Origin of the sequence: Bradyrhizobium sp. WYCCWR 13022 (assembly GCF_030435535.1) — a bacterium.
Lineage (GTDB): Bacteria > Pseudomonadota > Alphaproteobacteria > Rhizobiales > Xanthobacteraceae > Bradyrhizobium.
Genome location: NZ_JAUIZJ010000009.1, coordinates 189,769 through 211,081, shown reverse-complemented (window position 1 = coordinate 211,081; position 21,313 = coordinate 189,769). Strand labels below are relative to the sequence as shown.

Genomic DNA, 21,313 nt, shown 5'->3' with positions numbered 1-21,313 from the left:
TGCCAAGGCAATCCTCGTCACGCGACCGCAAGCGCCAAAAAGATGGGTCGCGGTCAAGCTAACATCGAAGATCAGTTGCGTAGCGCCATTGCTGTGCTCGATGGTCTTGACATCATCGATAAGGGGTCGGCGCAAGGTGTTCGCGACGACATTAACTCCGCAATCGCGACATTCCTAACCTCACTGCTTGCTACCGAGCGAGGTATTTTCGAAGCAAACAGTGCATCAGCACTGGCGACGGTGCAGTCATTTCTGCTCAGCTTCGTCAGCCGCGCCGCTTCACGCGAGCGTTTACATATCTTCACGACCAACTACGACCGGTTGATCGAACATGGCTGCGATCAAGCGGGGCTACGGATCATTGATCGCTTTGTGGGGAGCTTGCGTCCACTGTTCCGCAACACTCGGATCGAGCTCGATTATCATTACAACCCACCCGGGATCCGCGGTGAGCCGCGCTTTATGGAAGGCGTCGTCCGTCTGACCAAGCTCCACGGCAGCCTTGATTGGCGCTTCGACCCCATCGCGCATCGGATCTATCGGTCAGAGACACCATTTGGTGCCGACGACGATCATCCGAGCTTACCAGATTCTCCAGTTGATACCGTGATGATCTATCCTAATCCGGCTAAGGACGTGGAGACCACCCAATATCCTTATGCGGAGCTATTCCGTGATTTCGCCTCGGCAACTTGCAGACCCAACTCGGTGGTGGTGACCTACGGCTACGGGTTCGGTGATGACCACATCAACCGTGTTCTGCTCGATATGCTGTCGGTTCCGTCCGCACACCTCGTGATCATCGCCTTTGAACTAGACGATCGCATCAAGGGATTTCTCAATCAAACTCGTCCTGCACAAGTCAGCCTCCTCGCCGGCAACCATTTCGGAAGCCTCCAGCACCTCGTCGACGATTATCTGCCAAAGCCCGCGCTCGATTACATCACCGGGCGTATGTCTGACTTGCTGAAGAACCGCGCTTTCGCAGATGCCGCTGCGGGCCTGGCGCCAGCCGAACCGAGTCAGCCGCCAGCGGGCTCTGGAGGAGGAACGTGAGCTCCCCGATCGAACGGCTCGCTGAACTGGTCATCGGCACGGTCGAGTCGATCTCCTCGGATGAGATCCGTGTGCTGCTCGATCTCGATGCGCCACAGGCTACTGCGCTCAACACCGGCACACCGATGAGCTTCCCAAGGCTCAATAGTTACGTGCTGATACCGAATGAGGCTGGTGCTACCGTCGCCTACGTCACGTGGATCGGGATTGAACGATCGCCGTACCCCAAACGGTCGGGGCTTAAGGATTTCGGCCTGATCGATCTGCCATTCCCTCTGCGGAAGATGTCGCTCACTCCGATCGGCACCCTGTCTGTCGCTCGAAACCGACGCGAGGGAAGCAGTATGTTCGAATTGAGTCGAGGAATCGTTGCGTTCCCTTCGGTAGGCGATCAGATACCAATCCCAACGCCGGAACAAATCACAGCTATCGTCGGAGCAAAGGACAAGGACCGCCGCGTTCGCATCGGCTCGTCACCGCTGGCTGCAGATACCTCAATTATGGTCGATCCCGATAAGATCTTCGGGCGGCACGTCGCCGTACTCGGCAACACCGGTAGTGGAAAATCCTGCTCCGTCGCTGGGCTGATCCGCTGGTCACTCGATGCGGCGCAGGCCGCTCTTGAGAATGGCACAGAACAGCCGAATGCGCGGTTTATTATTCTTGATCCTAATGGGGAGTACGCCAAAGCATTTGCAGATAGGGGCGGAAATATCCGCCTGTTTCGTGTCCCGCCCATCGACCTCAACAGGGGTGAACGCGCGCTCCGTCTGCCGGCCTGGCTCTGGAACGGTCACGAGTGGACCGCGGTATCGTTCGCACGACCCGGAGCGCAGCGGCCCCTGCTGCTCCAAGCGCTTCGTGAACTAAAGAACGGGCAGCTGGCGGGGACGCCTCGCCAAACTATCGTCAGGCGGCATTTGTATTCCTATCGCATCATGATCGCCGCTATGTTGGCCGAAGGTGCCGCGACCTACGCTGGCAGCGCAAGCAATCGGCGGCGCTGCGGCGAACTGCTAGACAACATTGCATCAGACTGCAGCAATATGACGGAATCCGTTGATGGTGAGCACAAGACAGCTCTGGAAGAGATAAGCAGCATTATCGAAACTATCGCTAATTCCCGTCGGTCAGGAGACTGGTTCAACTCCTTCTCAGTACAGGACATGGAAGCGGTGCGGAGGTCACTGCAGAGCTTCGTAGATCTGGTAGAGGATGCTTTCGCCATCGCGCATCTTACGGAAGATGCACCGATACCATTCGACGTACACATGCTGCCAGAGCACCTTGAGAGGATAGCAGCGACGGAGGGAGGTGCGTTGGCCGGATTCATCAGCACGCTCGGCATGCGCATCCGCGGCATGATGTCGGACCCGAGACTCGGTCAAGTGATTGGAAGTGACCCGGCGATCACCTTCGATGCCTGGCTTGACGCGTTCGTGGGCAGCAACGCCTCGGCCAACGGACAGGTCGCAATCGTTGACCTTTCGTTGGTGCCTTCAGAAATAATCCACGTAGTCGTTGCGGTTCTGGGACGGCTGACGTTTGAGGCATTGCAGCGCTACCGACGGCTTCATCCTGATGGCAAACCTCTGCCCACGACCTTGGTTCTAGAGGAAGCACACAACTTTGTTCGGCGAGGCGCCAACGAAGATGGGCCGGCAGAAAACCCGACCCAGCTCTGTCGCGAGACGTTCGAAAAGATCGCGCGCGAAGGTCGCAAGTTTGGTCTTGGATTGATGCTATCGTCACAACGCCCATCGGAGCTCTCGCCCACGATCCTTGCACAGTGCAATACTTTCCTACTGCACCGGATCGTAAACGACCTCGATCAGGCGCTAGTTGGACGTCTCGTTCCCGACAATGTGGCGGGCTTGCTAAAGGAGCTACCTAGCCTACCATCCCGTCAGGCAATTTTGCTGGGATGGGCCACGCCGATTCCTTTGCTCGTGGAGATGGATGAACTTGCCGAGGCACATCGGCCGCAATCGTCAGACCCAGATTTCTGGGACGTTTGGATCGGCAAGAACCCACGTCCGATCGATTGGCCCACCCTCGTCGGCGATTGGACCGGCAGTGCGCAGAATTGAACAGACTGCGCTCCTCGATCAGACGTTTCCATGACTGCCGCACGCCTTATGAGTCCGACGGGAGAAAACAAGGTGAGCTGGTGATCTCATTGCTCAATGGCTTGCAGGACGAGACGGAGAGCGAGGTCGAGTTCGTCGAATCCGCTATTGTCATTCGGCGTCACAATTGATCCCTTCAGCATCCAATTTTGCATGCCGAATGACAGCTTGCCCGCTAAGTTGAGTGGCGTAAGTCGGCCGGCGTCAGCAGGCGATGAGATCGCTTCGACGGAAACACTGATCCGGCAGCAAGTGCCCGAGCATTGCTAACTGCGTTTCGTGTTGCGGGGACTTCGTGCTGAGCACAGACGAGGCTAGGGCCGAGATCGATCGGATCGACACCATTGCAATCAACTGGCGCCAAGTTTTTGAGGATGAGGGTGTCGACGAAATCGAAAGAATAGCACCTGCCTTCCCAATAGCAGACTGCTTTCCCCGCAAGCTCGTCTCCAGCCTTAGAGAGCTCAGCCGACTTTGCCGGCTGCGCTGGCCTTGCTTTTTACGGTCGTACTTCCACCGTTGTGACTGATAAGCACTTCTCTACGAGATGGAGAGCATGACCTTATCCCAGTTAGAGAATCCCTCCGCGAAAAAGGCCGGTCTTTTCGACCCCCGATCCTTATTCGATCGTTCAACTGCGCTCTCGACAAAGTCAGACGTATCGGCATTCAATGCCCGCACCACCTCTGATACAATATGGGGCCGACCACCGATGAGCGTGACCTCCGGCTCCGAGCGGCTCGATGATACAATCGGAAGTTCGATAAGCGCCGTATAGCGCGACCCAAAACATTCGAGCGAAAAAGGCGTCAACAAAGCATCGTCAGAAGTCAGTTGAATTTCGTCAGGCCAATGGTTGAAGATGATATTGACGCCTGGCGTTGATGCTACGGCAAGAAATTCGATGTGAGTATCAACCCAATCGACGAAGTCGGCAAATTTAAAGCGGCGCGCTGTCTGCCGACCTGCCCGAACCATCGCCGATACAATCCTACGAAGAACTGGCGCGGCCGGAATCCAATGCGCAAATGGCCCTTCGCCTGGTGCCATTTCCAACTTGAGCTCTTTTCCCTTGAAACGGAGCGTTATCGATTTCTGCGGCCTGGCCAGTATGACGCCAATCTCGATGATGGCGACCGCCTCCTCCAGGTCGACAATTCGTTCACCGTCATAGTTGAGCGTTAGGTTCGCCTCCGCCTTCGGAAAGTCGATCAAAAATTCAAGGAAGTTGTTTGCAAGTCGCACCGGCCCGAGCTTTCCATCGAATATCGGAGTGACGAACATCTCGAGCTCTACCGAGGTCCACTCGCCTGCTTCCGAAGAAAGTTCAACCGTGGTTGACATCGATGACGATACGTTTAGCTCCAGCACCGCTTCCCGAAACTCATCGCGATCATTGTCGAGCGGAATTCCGAACCGGCGTCGCTCAATCGTCAGGTCCGTCACCTTAAGCGTGCGAGGGCCACCCAAAAAGAGCTGACCGATCTTTTCGCCCGCATTTTCTCCTGGAACGAAAAATCGACCGACAATGGATCTGTTATCAAAACCGCAAGTCTTGCGGTAGTCGACCTTCCCTGCAATTATAATCGGCAGGTGCCCCTCCGAGCATTCCGTTTAAAGCCTTTGCCAGCCCTTCTCCTGCTGGAGACAATTCTACCGCACGATCGAGTGGCACAAGAATCGTGATTCTGTGAATGTTCCGCTTTCCTTTGGCTTCCTCGCTGCGAACCCGCTTGAGGGTGTCGTAGATCATTTTTTGATCGACCGGGACGAGGAGAGTGCGAATCGGCGTCCGCCCGTCTTTGACGAAAAACATGACGACGATCGCCGCCGGCAGGTCAGCATCAACGAGATGCTTGAGCGCCGACAGCTTGATCCTCGGCGGCTGAGATCCTTCTGTCGCTTTCACTTGGATCAAGAATTTCGGAAGATCGTTCTGGGAATCAAGCGGACGCTCTTTCATCCGCAAAGGCTCGCCTTCAAGGAGGTAGTCCCAGCCGAGACGGTCTGCCTGTGATTTCTGGGCACGAAACCCTTCCGGTTCACACCAACCGATGAACACATTCTCACCTCGCGCGCCAAGATCTGGAACGCTCACTGAATTCTTCATATTTTAGACCATAGCCTTAGCTACTGCTGAAACCAGATCGATAGTCGGGAAGAACCCGAGTTCGTGGAGTTGATGCAGTAATTCCTCAAATTGAAGGTGATTGGCGCTGCCCTTGGCGGCAAGCTTCGCCAGTTCATCGATTTTGCCGGCGAGTAATTCGATGTCCCGCTGGCGGCGTTTGGAGTCCGCAGGCGACAGCCGCTGCGGGCCATCGACAACAAACGCGGCCGAATGTTTTCGGACGTACTCCGCGACGTTGTCCAGCGCAATTTCGCTTTCGCCGGCCTTTGAAAAAGCCATGCTGATGCTGTACGCGGCATCTTCAAGGTACGGCCTGTCCCGCACGAGGTCCGGCGAGCTGTCTTTGCGGCGGTACCCGCTGAGAGAGAAGCTTCCGTTTTGCAGGTTGTAAAACCCGATCTCAAAAGGACCGAACGTCGCAACGCCTTTAGCGATATTGACCGACCATGGATTTTGCGGCCCGCCGCGAGCTTCGACCGCTTTGATCAGCCCGCTCACCTCTCGCGCATGAAGTCGCGCACGCTCGAGCTGAGCTTGGTCGTTCTCGAATATGGAAATGGCGTCCGGCTTCCAAGCCAAGTGCCGCGCGTGGAGTTGGTGCCAGGCACGCAGAGCGGCTTGGGCCGGACCGGGAATTTCCTCGCCTTCCATCCATCTTCGAAGCGTTCGCGTCGAAACTCCCAACAGTTGCGCAGCCTCGGCCAGGTCGAGGCCCAGAAATGTCAAAATTTCAGTCAGCTCAATACTTGTCATTATGTAAAATCCGTTTTGATAATTTGTCCTTCGTATTTTGACAATATGTCAGAAAAAAGAACCTGCTTTGTCCCCCTCCCCTTCCGCGGGAGTGTCGTCCCGACGCGCGAGTTGGCGAATGCCGTCACCAAAACAGATTGAAAAATGGACCGCCGCTACTCGGTCGTCGTCATCGCATTCCGTCGGTTCAGACGCAGATTTACCGCAAGAGTATTGGGATTCAATCCTGGCTGACGCGAGCGTCGGAACGAGTCCAGGCGTGCCAATTCAGCAGCGACGGCTATCGGAGATCCCTCGTCACGTTTTGCGGGTGACCTGCCAGCGCTGCAGTCGAATCGTTGAGATCCGAAAAGGCAGATGCGGTCGGGTCTTTCGATCAGCATGCAGTCTGGAAGGACGTCGGGCAGAAGTCGGCCGATCGGACATGTCAGAATCGTAGCGCGCGCTACGAGGAGGATGGCTGCTGGCTATCTTTCAAGAGCTCCTAAAGGATCCGCTCGCGATCGGTTTGTTACTCAATGGCGCTTAACCACCATCCAACACCCCTGTCCGGTGGCGATCGCAACGCTCTAAAGAAGGAGCTGGGCAAACGACTCCTTGAAATCGACGGGCAGGGCCAACCCGAAGGGGTAGGTCGTCGGAAAAGATCGGGGATGAAGGAGCCTTAACAAGCGGGACACGGATCGGGCTAACGACTTCACGCCGCCCGAAAAGCGGCCGGCTTCGAGTCCAGTTGAGAGGCCGCTGCCCGCTTTGGTGGCATCTGGCCCCTATCGAGCCCACGAGACGCGGCTTCCCGAAGTCTATCTTGTTGAGACGCTAGGCTGTCAGCCGGCGACCGCCGTCGTGCTGATCGTGTCGCCACGGTGGCGAGACTTGCCTGCCGATCGCCTGCAGATCATCCATCCAGGCAGCCGTTTGGTCCTCGACACCGGTAGCACACATCTCCTGCCCGGCGCCTACTATGTCGCTCTCCGTACTGGCACATCATCGCCACCGAGGAAACTCACTTTTCGCCGGCATCATCAGTCTGATCCCGACAGCCGCCTTCACAGGCATCCCGCAGTCGGGGCGCGCAGCACGCAAAGGCGTAGAGAGAGCGAAGCGTCTCCTTCTTGGCACTGTCGTGCAGCCCGCACCTCGTTCGTAATCAAAGCCTAAAGCTGCCGCGATCCGCATAACCTTTGGGCCGAATATCCAGCGCGGCGATCAGGTCCAGGCGCTGCTTCCGACAACCAAACTCGGGGTGATCTCCCACCTGGAGCCACGCTCCGTCACGGCGCTCAAGCCATCCGGATGCAAACACCTCGCCCGCCAGGAAACCGCCATTTGCCGTTCGGACCCAGCGTTCGCCGTCGATCGCAGGCCACAGAGCAACGTGGATTGATAGCTCGTCCCAATCCGCGTCGTGAACGCTGGCAATCGCCGCAATATCCTCGATCATGAATCGGTACGTTCGACCATCGTCCCCGTACCTCGGATCCAGCAGCGGCCAGCTGTTTTCTCCTGCACGCGGCGTAAACAATCCCTGGTCGATGCCAGCATTGATCCCGGCGACCATCACATTGCGCCAGGCCCGCCGCCTGCGGGACCCGTCGTATTTCACCTTGGTTACCCCCTTGGACGCGGTCGGAATCACGTCCGCACCCTCGTAGTTGAGGCGATCGAAGGAGAATCCGCGGAGGTCTTCGTCCGATGTCGGAACACCCGTCATCGCCGCGAGCCGGCTCAGGAACGGCAATTCCTCGAGCAATGCAAAGTCCGGATGCACCGGTGCACGCTCCAACATGCGGGCTCGCAGCGCTGCATGACTTGCAAAGCCGCATGCGGCTGCGATCGCCTCGGTCAGATGGGATGATTTGTAGTTCGGATAGCCCTGCCTAACCGCACGCTTCACGGACGTGAGCGCAGATTCAGTCAAAGGGATAGCGGTCAAAGGATCCACCTGTTCATATCGGCGGCCGATGTCCACAGATTACGCACCGACCTGGATATGACGGTCGATCCAAGGATTTGAAATAGTGCCCACTTTGACCCTGTGGCAGGTCCGGCGAGACGGCCGATTCGAAGAATGCACGATCTATCAGCCAGCTTTCAAGGACCTAGGCGCCTCAGGGCAGCCGCTCCATAGGGGTGTAACTTCCCGTTGACGGCTCCAATGCTGTTCGCGCGCTCGAGGAACATGACAAGCCGCCAGTGCACATCTACGTGCCAACCGATGAAACGGTTGGCGGAGCGCGCGGGCGCCTTACCTCGTCCGCTCATCGTCTCGCTTGTGACCGCGCAACTCGGCATCGATTCCCTGCTCTGCCTTGCGGCGACGGCTATTGGTGAGCTCCGAAAGCTCATTCTTTAGTGCATGCCGCCGGGTTTCAACGGCGGGCATGTCGTTCACGAATTGCCTAACCTGGCGCGCGAGCGCGTGATCTGCCGCCGCTCCAGAATGCTGCAGCTCGGCTGCGTAATCGAGATATCGCCGCCGGATCGCATCCTGACGTGACTTGATCTGCTCGTCCCAAGGACGTTTTGCAGTCGTGCCGCCCCTCACCTCCGAAAGCACCTCTTTCCGGGCGAGCCGGTCGACATCAGGTACGATTTTTCGCTTGCGCATAGCGAGCACCGCCCCGCGATCGGCCTTTTGAACTCGCCCGCGGGTTCGCCGCGGCGTTGCCTCGGCCGCTATCCCGCGAAGCCGGAGTTCGCCAGCAAATCGCTCCCGCCAAGCCTGCAGATCTGCCTTCCGAGGGTTGAGACGCTTGCCGTCGTGGCCCAGGGACCGGACGGTCAAGTGCACGTGGGGATGTTTGTCGTCGAGGTGCTGGACGAAGACATAGTCATGATTGTCCCCGAACGTTTCGATGGCAAATGCCCGGGCTGAATCCTTGACGGCGACGGCATCGGTGCCAGCCGGCATCGACAGAATGATGTTGATCGAAAGCGACCCATCACGGCGGCGCTTGTCGTCAAGGCCGGCATCATCCTCCCAGCGTTGCTGTAGGTCTTTCAATCCGGAACGACCGGCCAGACTCGCGCCCTGCTCTGTTTCCGCATCGAGCTCGCCGTTTCGCGTGATATACGCAAGGTGCGACTTGAGATGCGCCACGTCCTTGGTGCGGCCGGTGATCTTGACCATCACCTCTGGCGCTCGGCGCACGATCCGTTCGAGCTTCGCGCGCATAGCCGGCGTCAGGCGACTAGGAACCGCCGGATCGGGGATATCCCACTCGGCCCGCCGCGGGCGCCGATTGGGCGTTTCCCAAACATATGAGATCGGCGGAAGCTCGGAGGCCAGGTCTGCCGGCCGCGGCTTATGGCGCCGACTCATCGCCGCCCATCCCAATAATCCGCGTTGCCGTGCAGCGCATTGCGTAGTTGCGCGAGCTCTTTTTCGATGACCAACTGGGCCTCTTGAATTGCGGACAGATCGGGCTCGACCGCCCTGCCCTGCAGCACACTGGCGTTCGCTGCGCGCGCGATCTGATTGATGTTGCCGCCGATCTGGTTGAGCTCGCGAACAATCGCGCGGAGCGCCTCGTGCTCGCCTGGAGAATGCTGCACCGGTGATCCCAACCGCGAGCGCACCAATGCAACGATCCAGCCGGTTCGGGTCATGCCGCGCTGATGTGACACTTCCGCGAGCTGCCGCATCTCGCTCTCGCGAAATCGCACCGTCACCTTCTCCGGTCGCCCGACAGGCAGCACGGAGATGCGCGGCACTGGTTCAGCAAGTGCCTCAGCAATGAGACGCCGCAAGAGCGCGGATTTGCCGCCCTGGGTCGCTGCCAAAGCTGAGAACTCCGCAGCGACTTCGTCAGAGACGCGAAGCGAGATCAGAGCCATGCACTCCAATCCCAATCGCGATCTAATACATCGCTGGCGCGAAGCCTATCCTGCACTAGAAAAAGCGAATCCTTCCACTCCCTCCGTGTTGGTTCGAACCAACAGGCTCGGCATTCAAAGCTCGGGATTTGCTGCAGGTGAGATCCAACCCAGCCGACGATCGATGCGCAGAATTCCTCCGGGAATGGCGCCGCCGTCAGCCCCGGTGCTCTTATTCCACGAACGCCGCGCGTGGAGACCGGCAACATTGGCACCGGGTATGTGGACCGCGGCTTACCAGCAGCCTCCGGCCTCTCTACGGCGCTGTGGGGGGCGCGTTCGGCCTCCGGCTGCTGCGCTAACGCGCCATCCTTCGGATGGGAAATCCGCTCCGCCGGCATGCCAAGCGCAGCGGTCTTTCTGAGGAGACAGTCGAAGGCCAGCTTCATGCGAAAATGATCTCTTCGATGGTGATGGTCGATGCCGGCACCTCTTCCACTTCTTCTGCGCCATCGACCAACAGCACGGCATGGCGTGAGCCTTGAGACGCGAGCCGATCGACGAGAAGACAGCCCGCGCGATCTTGGTGGCGCACTCTGATCGTCACTGACGAACTCATTCGCTCATTTCGATGGACGGAAGACCTGGAGCTCTTCTCCGCGGCCGCCGTTACACGGTCTCTCTCTATGGGTCGCAATGCTACTTGCGGTGCGATCGGGCCTCGCGCCGATTGAGCTCCAGCGGCACCTTCGCTATCAGCATGGGAGCCCCCAACTCCGCTACGAATTTTGCGAGCCAGCTGGCGGGCGTGGGCGTCGGTGAAGCTCTCCTGTGCTGCACATATGGTCTCGACGGCGTTGGGCTGCTCACGCCAAGCCTGGTAGAGTTCATACACTGCACGGATTGACGAGCCCGCAAGCTTCGACCGGAGAAATTCCGGCATACCAGGCGGCGGGATCGCTCCTGATGGAAGCTGGGTTCATTGTCGCCCCGGCTTCTTCCTTCCCGTTCGCGTGCTATCACGATTGCATCGTCGGCTATTCCTGGAGCGCCTGCAGGCGGCGTTCGATGGCACCAAGCTCCAGTTGTTCGGCCATCTCGCGCACCTCGTCGAGCCAGCGGCATTCGCCCGCCATCTAAACGCCCTCCGCAAGGTCGAGTGGGTCGTCTACGCCAAGCGTCCCTTCGGCGGACCAGAACAGGTTCTGACTTATCTCGGGCGCTACACTCATCGCGTTGCGATCGCCAACGGCCGGCTTCTTACCTGTGAGCAGGGCCACGTCCGCTTCCGGTGGAAAGATTATCGCGCCGGGAACAAATCCAAAGTAATGACGCTCGACACTGAGGAGTTCCTTCGTCACTTTCTGCTTCACATATTGCCGAAGGGGTTCCGCCGCATCCGTCATTTTGGTTTCCTGGCGAACGCCTGCCGCGCCGCCAAACTCGCGCGCATCCGAGCGGCACTTGAAGCCCCGCAGCCACCTCCGCCTGCCGAAGCTGTCGACTATCGTGAGCGCTGCGCCATCCTCCTTGGTCACCGCCTCGACGTGTGCCCCATCTGCGGAGGCCGCATGGTCGAGATTGGGCCTGCGCCGCGTGCGCCGCCGCGACGCGCACCTCGCTGCGATACATCATGACCGACTACCTCGACTTATTCGCTCCCACTGCACGTCAAGCGACGCAGCAGCGCGCGCGGGAGGGACCTGTGGGCCGGTGGGGCGATCGGGCGCGCGGTGGTCACGCGTTTGTCCTATCGTCGGCCCGCCGGCGCAAGCTGTCGCCTCACCTCCGAGGACACGACCGCCGTGAGCTCCTCGTTCAACTGCGCCGCGATTGAATTTGCCACCCGCAGATTCTCTTCCTTCTTAGTGGCGGCCAGACGTTGCGCTTGCTGAAACACTGAGGCTGCGAAAGCAACCGCGGCGTGTTCCTCCGCTTGCCCACCACTATTATTGAGTTCGGCGGGGAGCTCGAACGATCCTCCCGTCTTGCCGTCCAGAAAATCCCAGCAGGTCCGAAATAAGTGGCGATAGCCTTGGGTTGCTTCCGGCCCCCTATCGACGACGCCGGCTTGCTTTGCGTACTGAAAATCCCGCTCATAACCGAGCTCTGTCAAGAGCTTCGCCCCAACCAGGTCGGTCACGACTTGCATCTCTTCGATGCTCAAGTCAGTTTGCCAAGCCTCCACTGAGCGGTCATCGACGGCCTTTCGCTCCAGGATCTTGCGATCTCCGAAAGTGCTGGAGCGGAGATAGTCCGTCTGCCCCCCCGGCGCCGATCCCGTCTCGGTCGGAGTGTAACCGAGGCCGGCAAGCACGCGCCGAATTTCGTCATCGGGGTGCGCCACAAGGGTCTCATAGTGGACCACCTGCGTCTGAGGTCGACTGCGGTATGCTGCTAGCGCAGGCAGGCCCAGGACAAGATCTGCGAGAGAAGATGCGATCGCGGGCGTGGGCTGGCCCAACGCGATATCGGCGAGACACGATGCGATGGCGGGCGGGGAACTTGCGGCCAGCAGAGGGACGCCCCATGTCGTCTTCAGTGATGCGGCGATGGCGTAGGGGTTACGCATGAGAACGAGACGCGGTGCTTCCGGATAAAGGGAATCCAAAAAGTCGAGCACCGTCCAATAGCGCGGCGTCTTGTCTATGAGAGTGCGTTTGCCTGCAGCAGCTAAATACTGGCAATAAGCTGCATCGGAAAAAGCGCGGGTAACGATCATCCGATCTATTCGCCCCAAGAACTGCGAGGTTGCGCTTTGAACCAATGATGCGCCGGCTGGGTGGCGGTGGTCGACTTTACCGAAGGCCTCAAGTGCCAACATGAGCCACGGTTCAGGCGGAGCCAAAATATCCGGGTGCCGCTGCAGCAAATGCGCTAGCAGCGTCGTCCCCGAGCGGGGAAGACCGAGCAAAAAGCACACCGCAGGCGCATGGCTTACATCGCGGTTCATCATTCAACAGCCTATCTTGGACAGACCGAGCGTCCGTCTTAAAACCTTCGTCCGGTAGAAAGAGACAACACCAGCAATGGCAATCCAGATAGGGTCAACCATCCCTATCCTCAGATGACGTGACATCCGCGAGGATGACATCATGCCGCGACAACATTCGATGGCCCTTGTGGCAGCTTTGGCTTGTTCGCTGCATGAGCGCCTACTGCGCGCTTCGGATGGACGCGCGCCATCTCCGATTGGCAATGCGTACGTAGATTGCCCGTTGTTCAGGTTTGTTGCAGATAGACCGTAACTCTCATCGATCCCATTCGTAGCGGAAATGGAAGACGACCCTATCCCTGTTTCGCATGATCTGGGTGCCATGAATTCAATCCATTTAGCCAGCCACAGCACCGCACCTGAGATCGGCTGCGCCCAGCTCCTTTCGGGGCCGGAGCCTCCAAGCATCGCCCCGCCGCGCGGAGCTAAGCCATATTGAGACCATCAGAAAAGCTATACCGTGGTTTATCGGAAATAAGCGGCAAAGCGACCGCGGAAGCCCGTCGCTTCGAGCCGCCACGATGCCATTCCCTCGCCAGCCAAAGAAGACGGTAGCTCATCTCGATGTCTAAGTGCGCCATCTGAACCCAATATCCGCCATTCGTAGGATCGGCAAAACTCAATAGTTTTGATGGAGCACATCCATACCGTGGATTGATGGCTTAACCGGCCAACGGCCTCTGCATCCAAAGAGACACGGCCGTGCTCTGCCTGTCATCTCGCAAGGAACAGAGCAGGGGTGCCGAAATCATTCCCGCATCTTCGGCATCCCCTTAAGCGCTCTTCTACTCCACACCATCATGCTCGTCGGCACGCGATCAGCCGCGCGAGCCCTCCAGAAGAGCAGGGAGCATCTCAAATGCCAGACCACCGCCGGCTGCCGCCGCGATACTTGCGGAGCCCCGAAGCGGCACGCTTTCTCGGCCTGTCCGCCGAACTTTGGAAAAGCATCGCACATACGGTACGGGGCCGACTTATCGCAAGCTCGGTGGGCTCGAAAACCTCGAAGCCTTGGTGGACCGCGGAGCCAAGAAATCGACCAGCGATCCCGGCACAGGAACGGTCTTGCTCGCAAAGCGGCAAATACCGCATTCCTTATGTGTCGCGCGCCATGGAAAACTGCCCCCCATATTGCCTCAGATGACAATGTTACCGAAGTCACCCTGGTGTCTTCTGGATCGACTGCCGCGAGTCGGAGCAAGCCGCTCGCGAAGCTCGCCCCCCAGAGCGCCGTAGCGAGCGAGCGGCTTGCGGTGCTTCAGCGAAAGAACCTGTCAGGATTAAATACGAAGGCGCGAAGCTTGGACCGATAGTGTGATCTCTGTGTTGCTGATGAGCTGTCGAGCGGCCTTTGATCGCCAATTCTTCACCAATCGCTGCACCGTGCGCCGCTGATGGCCGCTGAACCGACCGGGCGCATGCGCTTCCAGCAGGGAGAGAAGATCGACCGCAGACAAGTGCGGAGCTGCGGCGAGCCATTCCTCGATGATGGGAATGTATGGGTCGAGCATCGATGGCCGACGTGGCACAGGCTTGCGCCGCACATAGCGACGCCGATGAATGCCTCGCTGCTCACCCTGTTTCCAACCATCGCCGAGCTCTCGGGCAAAGGCCGCCAAATCACTGTGCCCCTGCGCGACAGTCATCGCTGACTTTCCAGCCCGTTGATCGACACGCTTACCCAACTCATTCTGAGCGTCCCGCATCTGTGCCAGCAATGCCACAGGATCAAGCGTCCGGTAAATCTCCCGCAGCCGACCTTTGAATGCCTCATTGAGCCTCGGGTGGACCAATGCTTTTTCGTACGGCGTAGCGGGAGGAAGATAGCACTTGATCATCTTGGCACCTTCGCGGTGCTTCTCCTTCAGCTTAAACGAGGGCTGGAAGAAATTGATGTATAGCCGGGCCGCCGCAAACAGGCGAACCAATGAACGGGCGGCATCAATGCCTTCAAACCGCCCGTAGCCCACCAGGCGGCGAACGATAGCTCCGTTCTTTTGTTCAACGAATGCCTGATCGTTCTTCTTGTAGGCCCTGGAACGAGTGACTTCGACATCGTGAGAACGGCACCACGACACGACCGTGTCGTTCATGAAGGCGCTGTCGTTGTCAAAATCGAGCCCCCGAACGGGCCAGGGAAATAGGTTCTGCGCGCTCGAGAGCTTCGACCACAAGAGCTGCTTCACGCACAACAAGCGGAAAGCATTCGGTCCACCCGCTGATCTGATCTCGCGCTTTGCGCGCATGCTGATCTTCCCTGCCATACCTGCCACCGAACTGATTCGGCAGCTCCGCCCCAGACACGGCAGAGAAGTTGTCCGGTAACATTTTTAGTGAGGCAATGCGGGGGGTCAGTTCCGGATGGCGGGAGCCGGTGACCATGTCGAATGACACATGCTCTGCTTGTGGGCAACAGCGCGGTCGACTCGATCTGTTTCACTCATTCCCGGCGATCTGGCGCCGCACGGATCCACGCCTCGCTTGAATAGCAACTGATGGAGCATTTCTATTATGGAGTTCGGTTGATCTCTCCTACTGAAACCATGACACTATTTAAATTCGCATAATTAATTATGGAATACTTTCGCAATTCTTGGAATATGGTCGAGTATGATCTCGGATTACTTTGATATACTTCCACTGACATTTTGTCCAGATCAGCCGACTTGTGGCGTGTCGCACGCCGGCTCCGAGCCCGGAAAGTGCCGCTGGACGTAACCGCGACGGGCGTTGCGCCTGAGCCAGGACTCAAGAGCCTCGACGGCTTGAACAGATCGAGTCGCCGTCGACCGCGCCCACCGAGACGGCCCCATTCGCGCACCAATGCCGTATCGCCAAAGAGCGTCGGCTCAATCGTGAGCACATAGAACCGCGCCATGTTACGGGCCGGATCGCGACGCTCGAGCACGAGATATTGCACGGTGAGTTCGGACATGCGCCAGAATCGCAGCCGCCGAATCGACCGTCCAATTAAATAAATGAATCGATCAGCGCCAACGATTCAAAAATTTCATGCTGACAACGAGACAGGTCGCGGCGAGGCTCGCGATGGGCGACTGAGCTGAGGCGCGCTCCGGCCTCGCTGGGTGGCAGCGTCTCCCCTGGAGAAGCCGTCTGAACAAGTTGCCATCGCATGGCCGCCAGGTAAATGGAGGGTTTCCTCCTCCGACCCCATGCGTTGCGCAAGACTTTCTCGACTTGCGCGACGAGCTTCGCCCTGTGCTCGGCAGGCAGTTTGTCCAGATTGATCTGCTTCCAGCGTATAGCCGGCAGGTCCGCCGCGCCAGGGACGCCCAGCAGGCTCCAATCCGGCTCGCCGCGCTTGAGGTCCGCCATCACGGCGAATGCGCAGGAGACATCGATATATTCTTCTCAACGGCTGCCTTCTCTGGATCCCAAACTAGAATCCAACACTGACCTTATCGGAATGCTTTGCGAGCTACCTTTTCAAGGTCTGCGGCCGCACTTGACGACCAGCCGTTCCGCTGAGCCCATCGGCGGACCTCAACTGGATCAAACGAATGCCCTTCCTGACGCAGCTGCGCGATTGTGCGCTCTGCGTGTTTCTTGTCTGAGGGATGATTGAGACCCGTACCCAAATTGACGGCTTGGGTCAGGCTCTGCAGCGCCTCCTCCACGGGCTCGGGCAAACTAACGGTCGGTGCCGGTGCAGTAGTGGCTCCTACGATCTGAGCTCCCCATGTCGCTCGCCAGTTTTTGCCGTCGGTATCGTTCCAAGGAAGGTAGACGATCGCTTGCGCGCCGATCGCATCGTCCAGCTTGTTCATGTCTTTGTCCGAGATGTGGCCGCCGATCAGCAGCCCATCTGACCAACTCCCCCGGGAGGTCTGCGCACTTTCCAACTTCATCTGAACGCCCTGCGCCACCAGAACGGGTTGCCCCTTGACGAGCGCCTTTACGACGTTCGGTCCGAGGAATTCGGCCACGATGGTCCGATCGAAGCCGCCCTTCTGCGGCACCACCAACGTCACGCTGGAGATATTCCTTTCCTTGCAAATTTCGAGGACGCTCTTGAAAGCGAGCCGGACCTGGTCCGGCGACCGCTCAACGACATATCGCGCGACTGATGCCACCTATTGTTCCCCTTTAATAGAAAAGCGACCGATCAAACGTAGTTGCTTTGCAAAAAGTTGCATCGCGAATGCGAGTGGTCCTTCGACAATGAGCGAGCGTCGCTTCATGTCTCCCGCCATGCTCTACCGATTTCCCAAGAGCTTGGTTCGAATGAGACTGAATAACTCGGCCTGATACTGCGCATCATGCAGGGCCTGATGATCGCCCTTCAACCGAGGCGACAGGCGCTCCGTCATTTTGCTCGATCGCGTATCGGCCCAATCGCACCCCGTCGCACCCATGAAAAGCGCCTTGATGTCCAAAGCCGTGAACCCGAATGGATTATCGCCCGTGAACCGATGGAAATAATAATTTACGAATGACCAATCGAACGGCGCGTTGAGCCCGACGAAGACGACCGAGCCGTCTTTTTCAACAAGCGCGTCGAGCCACTGCGCGAAGGCCCGCATCGCCTCCGCCGGTTCGAGCCCGTTCTTGGCAAGCTCATCCAGCGACAGGCCGGAAACCTGCAGGGCTTTCGGATCGGCATTGCGATTGATCGGCTTCAATTCGCAGGAGAAGGTCTTTGCCGGATCGTTGACAACGCAGGCGCCGATCGACAGAAGGCTGTACTCACCGGGGATCGGCCCGGCGGTTTCAACGTCGACTGAGACGAACACTTCGGTTTTACGCCTCATGAGATCAATGGCTCCGCCGGCACGAGCGAGGGTCGCGTGCGGATCGCCTGCCAATGTTCGCGGAAGGCGCGCCGGCGATCCTCGGCCGCGCCGCTGTTCTTCCAATGCAGGCCAGAGAGCGTGGTGATGTCAAACGGCAGGTCCGAGCCCTCACGCGCCGTCACCATAGTAGGCAGCCCGCGACCCAGAGCATATCCCAGCTCGAGGAAACAATTCGATCGTCCGCCGGTAATGTCGGCGATCACGACGGCGCTGCGGTGCAACTTGGCGAAGATTTCCTGATCGATACGGGCATGGTCGTGGGCTTGCCGGCCGTCGATGACGACGAGCCGGTAGCCAAGCTCGTTCTCGATCACCGGCTGCACGACGGTGTCGAAAAAGTCCTGCACGTCGGCATAGTCCGGCAGCGCCGGATTCAGCAGCCGCACCGCGAAGGCCTTTGGTCTTTCCAGGGACTCGAGCAGGTCGACGAGGACCGCGACGCGATCGGGGATGGACTGGCGCGGCGGAAACCGGATCTTGTTGAGCCAGTCATGGGCGTCGCCGTCATCCGCAACCTGGAACAGGCGGCGGGTTTGGCTGCTAGTCAATCCGAAGCTGTAGAGCCGGCGAGCGCCCGCCGTTTCCGGCGACACGGGAAGATTGAGGGGAATGATCGGCTTTCCGGCATCGTGGTAGAGATTTGCGAGGTAGAGGACCCCTTCCGTCCCCCCGAGCGCGACAAGAATATCGCCGAAGCGGGCCTGGGCTTCCATGCGCTTGCTGGCCATGTTCCAGTGCGCGGCGTTCTCGATCTTGACCATTGGCGAGCTGCGCAGCTCGTCCCATAGGTCGGCATACTCAGCCGGGACCTGATCTTCGCTCTTGTGGTGCTGCACGGCGACCGCGAGCGGGCCCGGAACATTCGCCGGGCGTGACGCGAGGCTCTCCCTGAGCGTCTTCCAGATCAGCCAGTCGAAGCAGATCGGAAGCCCGTCGGATTTGCGCAGAGGTTCAGCGTCGACAGGCACGACGAAATTCGCACCGCGACGGGCCAATTCCTTGACCAGCGCAGCAACGAGCTCGCGGGCCTGATTGACGTCGGCGGTCGAGGCGATGGCAAGGTCTTCGACGATGCTGCCGGCAATGTGGATGCGCCGGCCGAACAGAGGGGAGCGCGCCATCAGCGATCCTCCATCACCGGCGACGCGGTGATCGCCGCGGCGGCGAGCTTGAGTTGATCGAAGCGCAGTGGCCCGCTCGGGAAGGCCTTTGCCAGCGCGGCCGGATAGAGCCTCGTCCTGATATCCGAATAGGTCCAGGACGGCTTGCCTGCCCGCGCTCCGGTGGCTTCGACGAGCTGCGATAGCTGAATGGGCGTCAGAGACAACCCGGCCAGATCCATCGTGAGCAATTGGCGGCGCTCGTCGTCCGTTGGACGGCGGAACTCCTCGATGATGGCGGCGCGGCGGCACAAGGCAGGATCCAGGACCGACAGCCGGTTGGTGCACAGGATCACCACGATCCGGCCGCCGTACTGGCGCAGGTCATCGACGCCCTGAATGAGCGTGTTCACCGCTACCTTGTCTTCGTGGTGGCTGTGCTCCTGGGCGCGCGAGGCGGCGAGGCTGTCGCCTTCGTCGATGATCAGGACCGCGCGGCGGTGCTTGCCGGCCGATTGAATGACCTTCTTGAAGGCTTCCGCGATCAATGTTCCCATCTCGCCGACCATGCCGCTGCCGCGGACGCGGTTACTCAGCTTGAACAGGATCGAATCTTCGCTTCTGGCCTCGATTACCAACTTGTTGGCGATGCACTCCGCTGTTGCGGTCTTGCCGGTGCCGACATCGCCGTGAAAGATCACCAGCGGATACTGCTCGGCGACGAGATCGCAGATCGGAAGGCTCTTGCCGTGATTCTTGTGGCTCCAGCCCGCCAGCTCGCGGACATTCAGCAGCAGACGAAGCTGATCGTGGACCCGCGCATATCGGGTATCGAACCCCAGAAGGGTCTTCTCGCGTTTGGCCAGCGTATCGCTGGGCAGCGGCGTCTCGCTGTCGAAGATGCTGGGTTGACTCACGAGGCCCAATCCTTGCGCTGCATGCCATAGGCATTGCTGACATAGTTGCGGCCGCCAGCCGACGAGAGAGCGGCATGGCTGGTATCGTCGTAGCAGGTCACCCAACCGATCTTAAGCTTACCTTTCGTGGCTTCGCGTGCGGCACTGGTGTAGTCGTCGGTGTAGCTCAGCACGACACGAAGCTTGGCCCCTGCGACCTTCGGCCAAAGAACGCCGCCGGGCCGGCTCGTAGACAGCGAGCCGGCGTCGGTATCGACTTCGAACCTGACGGCCTTGATCTCGACCCCACTGCTGATCAGCGTGACGTCGACCCATTTGAGGTAGCCGTCCTTGGCCAGGACCTCGATGTCATGGGCGTAGTTGCGAGCCTCCTCCGGAGTCCAGCAGCCGGTGCTGTCCGCGATCATCACGAGATCGGCGTTGACGCGCCGAACGACGTTCTCGATGTCGACGTAGGTGTAGGTCGCGCTCGCGCTTCTGACCTGGGTCATGCTCATCTTCAGTCCTCCGTCTTGAATCGAGGGCCGAAGATCTCCTTCCAGACCTCATTGTCGTTCTCGGCCGATGCAAAATTGGACGTCTCCCAGGCCTCCTGGGCGGCGGCGACGATCTGTTTCCGCTCGTCCTCGGAAATCCGGCTGGTCACGTTGTTGAGGCTGTAGACCGGATCGAGAATGACCACCGGATCGCAGAACGTCGTGAATGGCGCGACATTCTCGGGAAACTTGATCTCTTCCTTCAACTGCGACTGCGCGACGTAGAGGAGGAAATTGCGAAAGCGCTGTTCGATGCTTGCACCGTTGCCCTGCTTGGCGAGGACATGCGCCATGATCAGCTCGATGGCGAAGGACTTCAGCGGCTTCAGTTCCGCCTGGTTGCGCCACTTCTTGGCCATGCGCACCAAGGTGCGGAAATCCGCGTCCTGGTCCTTGCGATCGCGGACGAACTTGATCTGGCAAGGCGCGCAGGTCTGCGTCTTCGTGCCGTCGTGAATGTCGAACTGCCAACCGTAGCCGGCGCGGTTCTCGTCTTCGATGACCGGCACGATATCAACGCTGAGGCCCGTGCCCACGAAGGTGACGGTCGCCGCCTTGCGCTGGATCTCAAAATCCTCGACCGACTTGTTCGGATACTGCTTGATCAGCAGCGCGTAGATCGTGTCGTTCAGGCTATCCAGCGTCTCCTTGCTGACGTCTCGGCCAGAAATGTAAAAAACGACATCGACATCGACCGGATCGACAGCGGTCTTCCGCAGAATCGTGTATTTGGCGAAGGCCGGCCTTCACGACCTTAGTGATCTTGATCTCGGTCTTGTCGCGAACGGTCTTGCGGAGTTCATCGATCAAGCGATCGACCTGCTCGTGGTATTCCTTGCGCTTGTCGGCAGGCAGGCGCAGCACGTTGCTGTCGTAGTACCGCAGTTGAGTATTGTTCAACATCGCTGCTCGATTCCTGCTGGTCGGTTTCGCCGGCGGCTGGCGCAAAAGTACGCCACAGTGGAACTTGTCCGACCCAGACCGGTTTACAAATCCGGGACAATGGAGCGGTATGCGGGCCATATAGGCTCAATTTTCCGCGCATCAAGGGTTTTTGGTTTAC

Annotated in this window: 19 protein-coding genes and 3 pseudogenes; 4 read left to right on the top strand and 18 right to left on the bottom strand. The window is 59.0% G+C overall.

The window, feature by feature from the left end; genetic code table 11:
- The first annotated feature begins 42 nt into the window (after window positions 1–42).
- Together QY049_RS15410 and QY049_RS15405 are read left to right on the top strand one after the other, a co-directional pair.
- Window positions 43–1,056, top strand: a complete 1,014-nt coding sequence (locus tag QY049_RS15410) for an SIR2 family protein (RefSeq protein ID WP_232995577.1) — start codon at window positions 43–45, stop codon at window positions 1,054–1,056.
- Window positions 1,053–3,146, top strand: coding sequence for an ATP-binding protein (locus QY049_RS15405; RefSeq protein ID WP_128929580.1), 2,094 nt, complete (start codon window positions 1,053–1,055; stop codon window positions 3,144–3,146). Before QY049_RS15410 ends, QY049_RS15405 begins: the two co-directional genes overlap by 4 nt.
- A gap of 579 nt (window positions 3,147–3,725) precedes the next feature.
- Here QY049_RS15405 and QY049_RS15400 read toward each other — a convergent pair.
- The 7 genes from QY049_RS15400 to QY049_RS15365 all read right to left on the bottom strand — a co-directional run bounded on the left by QY049_RS15400 (window position 3,726) and on the right by QY049_RS15365 (window position 10,495).
- Window positions 3,726–4,631, bottom strand: coding sequence for a hypothetical protein (locus QY049_RS15400; protein ID WP_237866540.1), 906 nt, complete (start codon window positions 4,629–4,631; stop codon window positions 3,726–3,728).
- 94 nt (window positions 4,632–4,725) lie between these two features.
- A complete protein-coding gene (locus QY049_RS15395; protein WP_237866542.1) occupies window positions 4,726–5,283 on the bottom strand; it encodes a hypothetical protein in 558 nt (185 codons plus the stop codon).
- 15 nt (window positions 5,284–5,298) lie between these two features.
- A complete protein-coding gene (locus tag QY049_RS15390) occupies window positions 5,299–6,069 on the bottom strand; it encodes a DNA-binding transcriptional regulator (RefSeq protein WP_128929582.1) in 771 nt (256 codons plus the stop codon).
- 1,150 nt (window positions 6,070–7,219) lie between these two features.
- A complete protein-coding gene (locus tag QY049_RS15380) occupies window positions 7,220–8,041 on the bottom strand; it encodes a hypothetical protein (protein ID WP_232995578.1) in 822 nt (273 codons plus the stop codon).
- Between the two features lie 276 nt (window positions 8,042–8,317).
- Window positions 8,318–9,247, bottom strand: a complete 930-nt coding sequence (locus QY049_RS15375; RefSeq protein WP_232995579.1) for a relaxase/mobilization nuclease domain-containing protein — start codon at window positions 9,245–9,247, stop codon at window positions 8,318–8,320.
- Between the two features lie 143 nt (window positions 9,248–9,390).
- Window positions 9,391–9,717, bottom strand: a complete 327-nt coding sequence (mobC, locus tag QY049_RS15370; protein ID WP_237866544.1) for a plasmid mobilization relaxosome protein MobC — start codon at window positions 9,715–9,717, stop codon at window positions 9,391–9,393.
- Between the two features lie 616 nt (window positions 9,718–10,333).
- Window positions 10,334–10,495, bottom strand: a complete 162-nt coding sequence (locus QY049_RS15365; protein WP_232995580.1) for a hypothetical protein — start codon at window positions 10,493–10,495, stop codon at window positions 10,334–10,336.
- Between the two features lie 334 nt (window positions 10,496–10,829).
- Between QY049_RS15365 and QY049_RS15360 the strand changes: the two are divergent.
- Window positions 10,830–11,525, top strand: a pseudogene (locus QY049_RS15360) (transposase); the annotation flags it as partial.
- Window positions 11,526–11,638: 113 nt separating this feature from the next.
- On the opposite strand, the gene QY049_RS15355 reads toward QY049_RS15360, so the two are convergent.
- Window positions 11,639–12,844, bottom strand: coding sequence for a sulfotransferase (locus tag QY049_RS15355; protein WP_276575773.1), 1,206 nt, complete (start codon window positions 12,842–12,844; stop codon window positions 11,639–11,641).
- An 898-nt stretch (window positions 12,845–13,742) separates the two neighbouring features.
- On the opposite strand from QY049_RS15355, the pseudogene QY049_RS15350 reads away from it, so the two are divergent.
- Window positions 13,743–13,963 (top strand): annotated as a pseudogene (locus QY049_RS15350) (helix-turn-helix transcriptional regulator); the annotation flags it as partial.
- A 200-nt stretch (window positions 13,964–14,163) separates the two neighbouring features.
- Here QY049_RS15350 and QY049_RS15345 read toward each other — a convergent pair.
- The 10 genes and pseudogenes from QY049_RS15345 to QY049_RS15300 form a co-directional block, all read right to left on the bottom strand.
- Complete coding sequence (locus QY049_RS15345) at window positions 14,164–15,147, bottom strand: hypothetical protein (protein WP_128929584.1); 984 nt, start codon at window positions 15,145–15,147, stop codon at window positions 14,164–14,166.
- A gap of 393 nt (window positions 15,148–15,540) precedes the next feature.
- A pseudogene (locus QY049_RS15340) lies at window positions 15,541–15,818 on the bottom strand (WGR domain-containing protein).
- Window positions 15,819–15,853: 35 nt separating this feature from the next.
- A complete protein-coding gene (locus QY049_RS15335) occupies window positions 15,854–16,219 on the bottom strand; it encodes a hypothetical protein (protein WP_128929585.1) in 366 nt (121 codons plus the stop codon).
- An 83-nt stretch (window positions 16,220–16,302) separates the two neighbouring features.
- Window positions 16,303–16,977 (bottom strand): hypothetical protein, encoded by a 675-nt coding sequence (locus tag QY049_RS15330; protein ID WP_128929586.1) that lies wholly within the window; start codon window positions 16,975–16,977, stop codon window positions 16,303–16,305.
- Window positions 16,978–17,100: 123 nt separating this feature from the next.
- On the bottom strand, window positions 17,101–17,655 hold the full coding sequence (locus QY049_RS15325) for a 3'-5' exonuclease (protein ID WP_128929587.1): 555 nt from the start codon (window positions 17,653–17,655) through the stop codon (window positions 17,101–17,103).
- Entirely contained in the window at window positions 17,652–18,818 is a 1,167-nt protein-coding gene (locus tag QY049_RS15320; RefSeq protein ID WP_128929588.1) for a hypothetical protein, read from the bottom strand. The genes QY049_RS15325 and QY049_RS15320 overlap by 4 nt, the downstream gene beginning before the upstream one ends.
- Window positions 18,818–19,819, bottom strand: coding sequence for an ATP-binding protein (locus QY049_RS15315; protein ID WP_245470816.1), 1,002 nt, complete (start codon window positions 19,817–19,819; stop codon window positions 18,818–18,820). The genes QY049_RS15320 and QY049_RS15315 overlap by 1 nt, the downstream gene beginning before the upstream one ends.
- Complete coding sequence (locus tag QY049_RS15310) at window positions 19,711–20,211, bottom strand: hypothetical protein (RefSeq protein ID WP_128929590.1); 501 nt, start codon at window positions 20,209–20,211, stop codon at window positions 19,711–19,713. The genes QY049_RS15315 and QY049_RS15310 overlap by 109 nt, the downstream gene beginning before the upstream one ends.
- A 2-nt stretch (window positions 20,212–20,213) precedes the next feature.
- A complete protein-coding gene (locus QY049_RS15305; RefSeq protein WP_276575777.1) occupies window positions 20,214–20,969 on the bottom strand; it encodes a CBASS oligonucleotide cyclase in 756 nt (251 codons plus the stop codon).
- Entirely contained in the window at window positions 20,884–21,153 is a 270-nt protein-coding gene (locus QY049_RS15300) for a hypothetical protein (protein ID WP_232995582.1), read from the bottom strand. The genes QY049_RS15305 and QY049_RS15300 overlap by 86 nt, the downstream gene beginning before the upstream one ends.
- Window positions 21,154–21,313 lie beyond the last annotated feature (160 nt).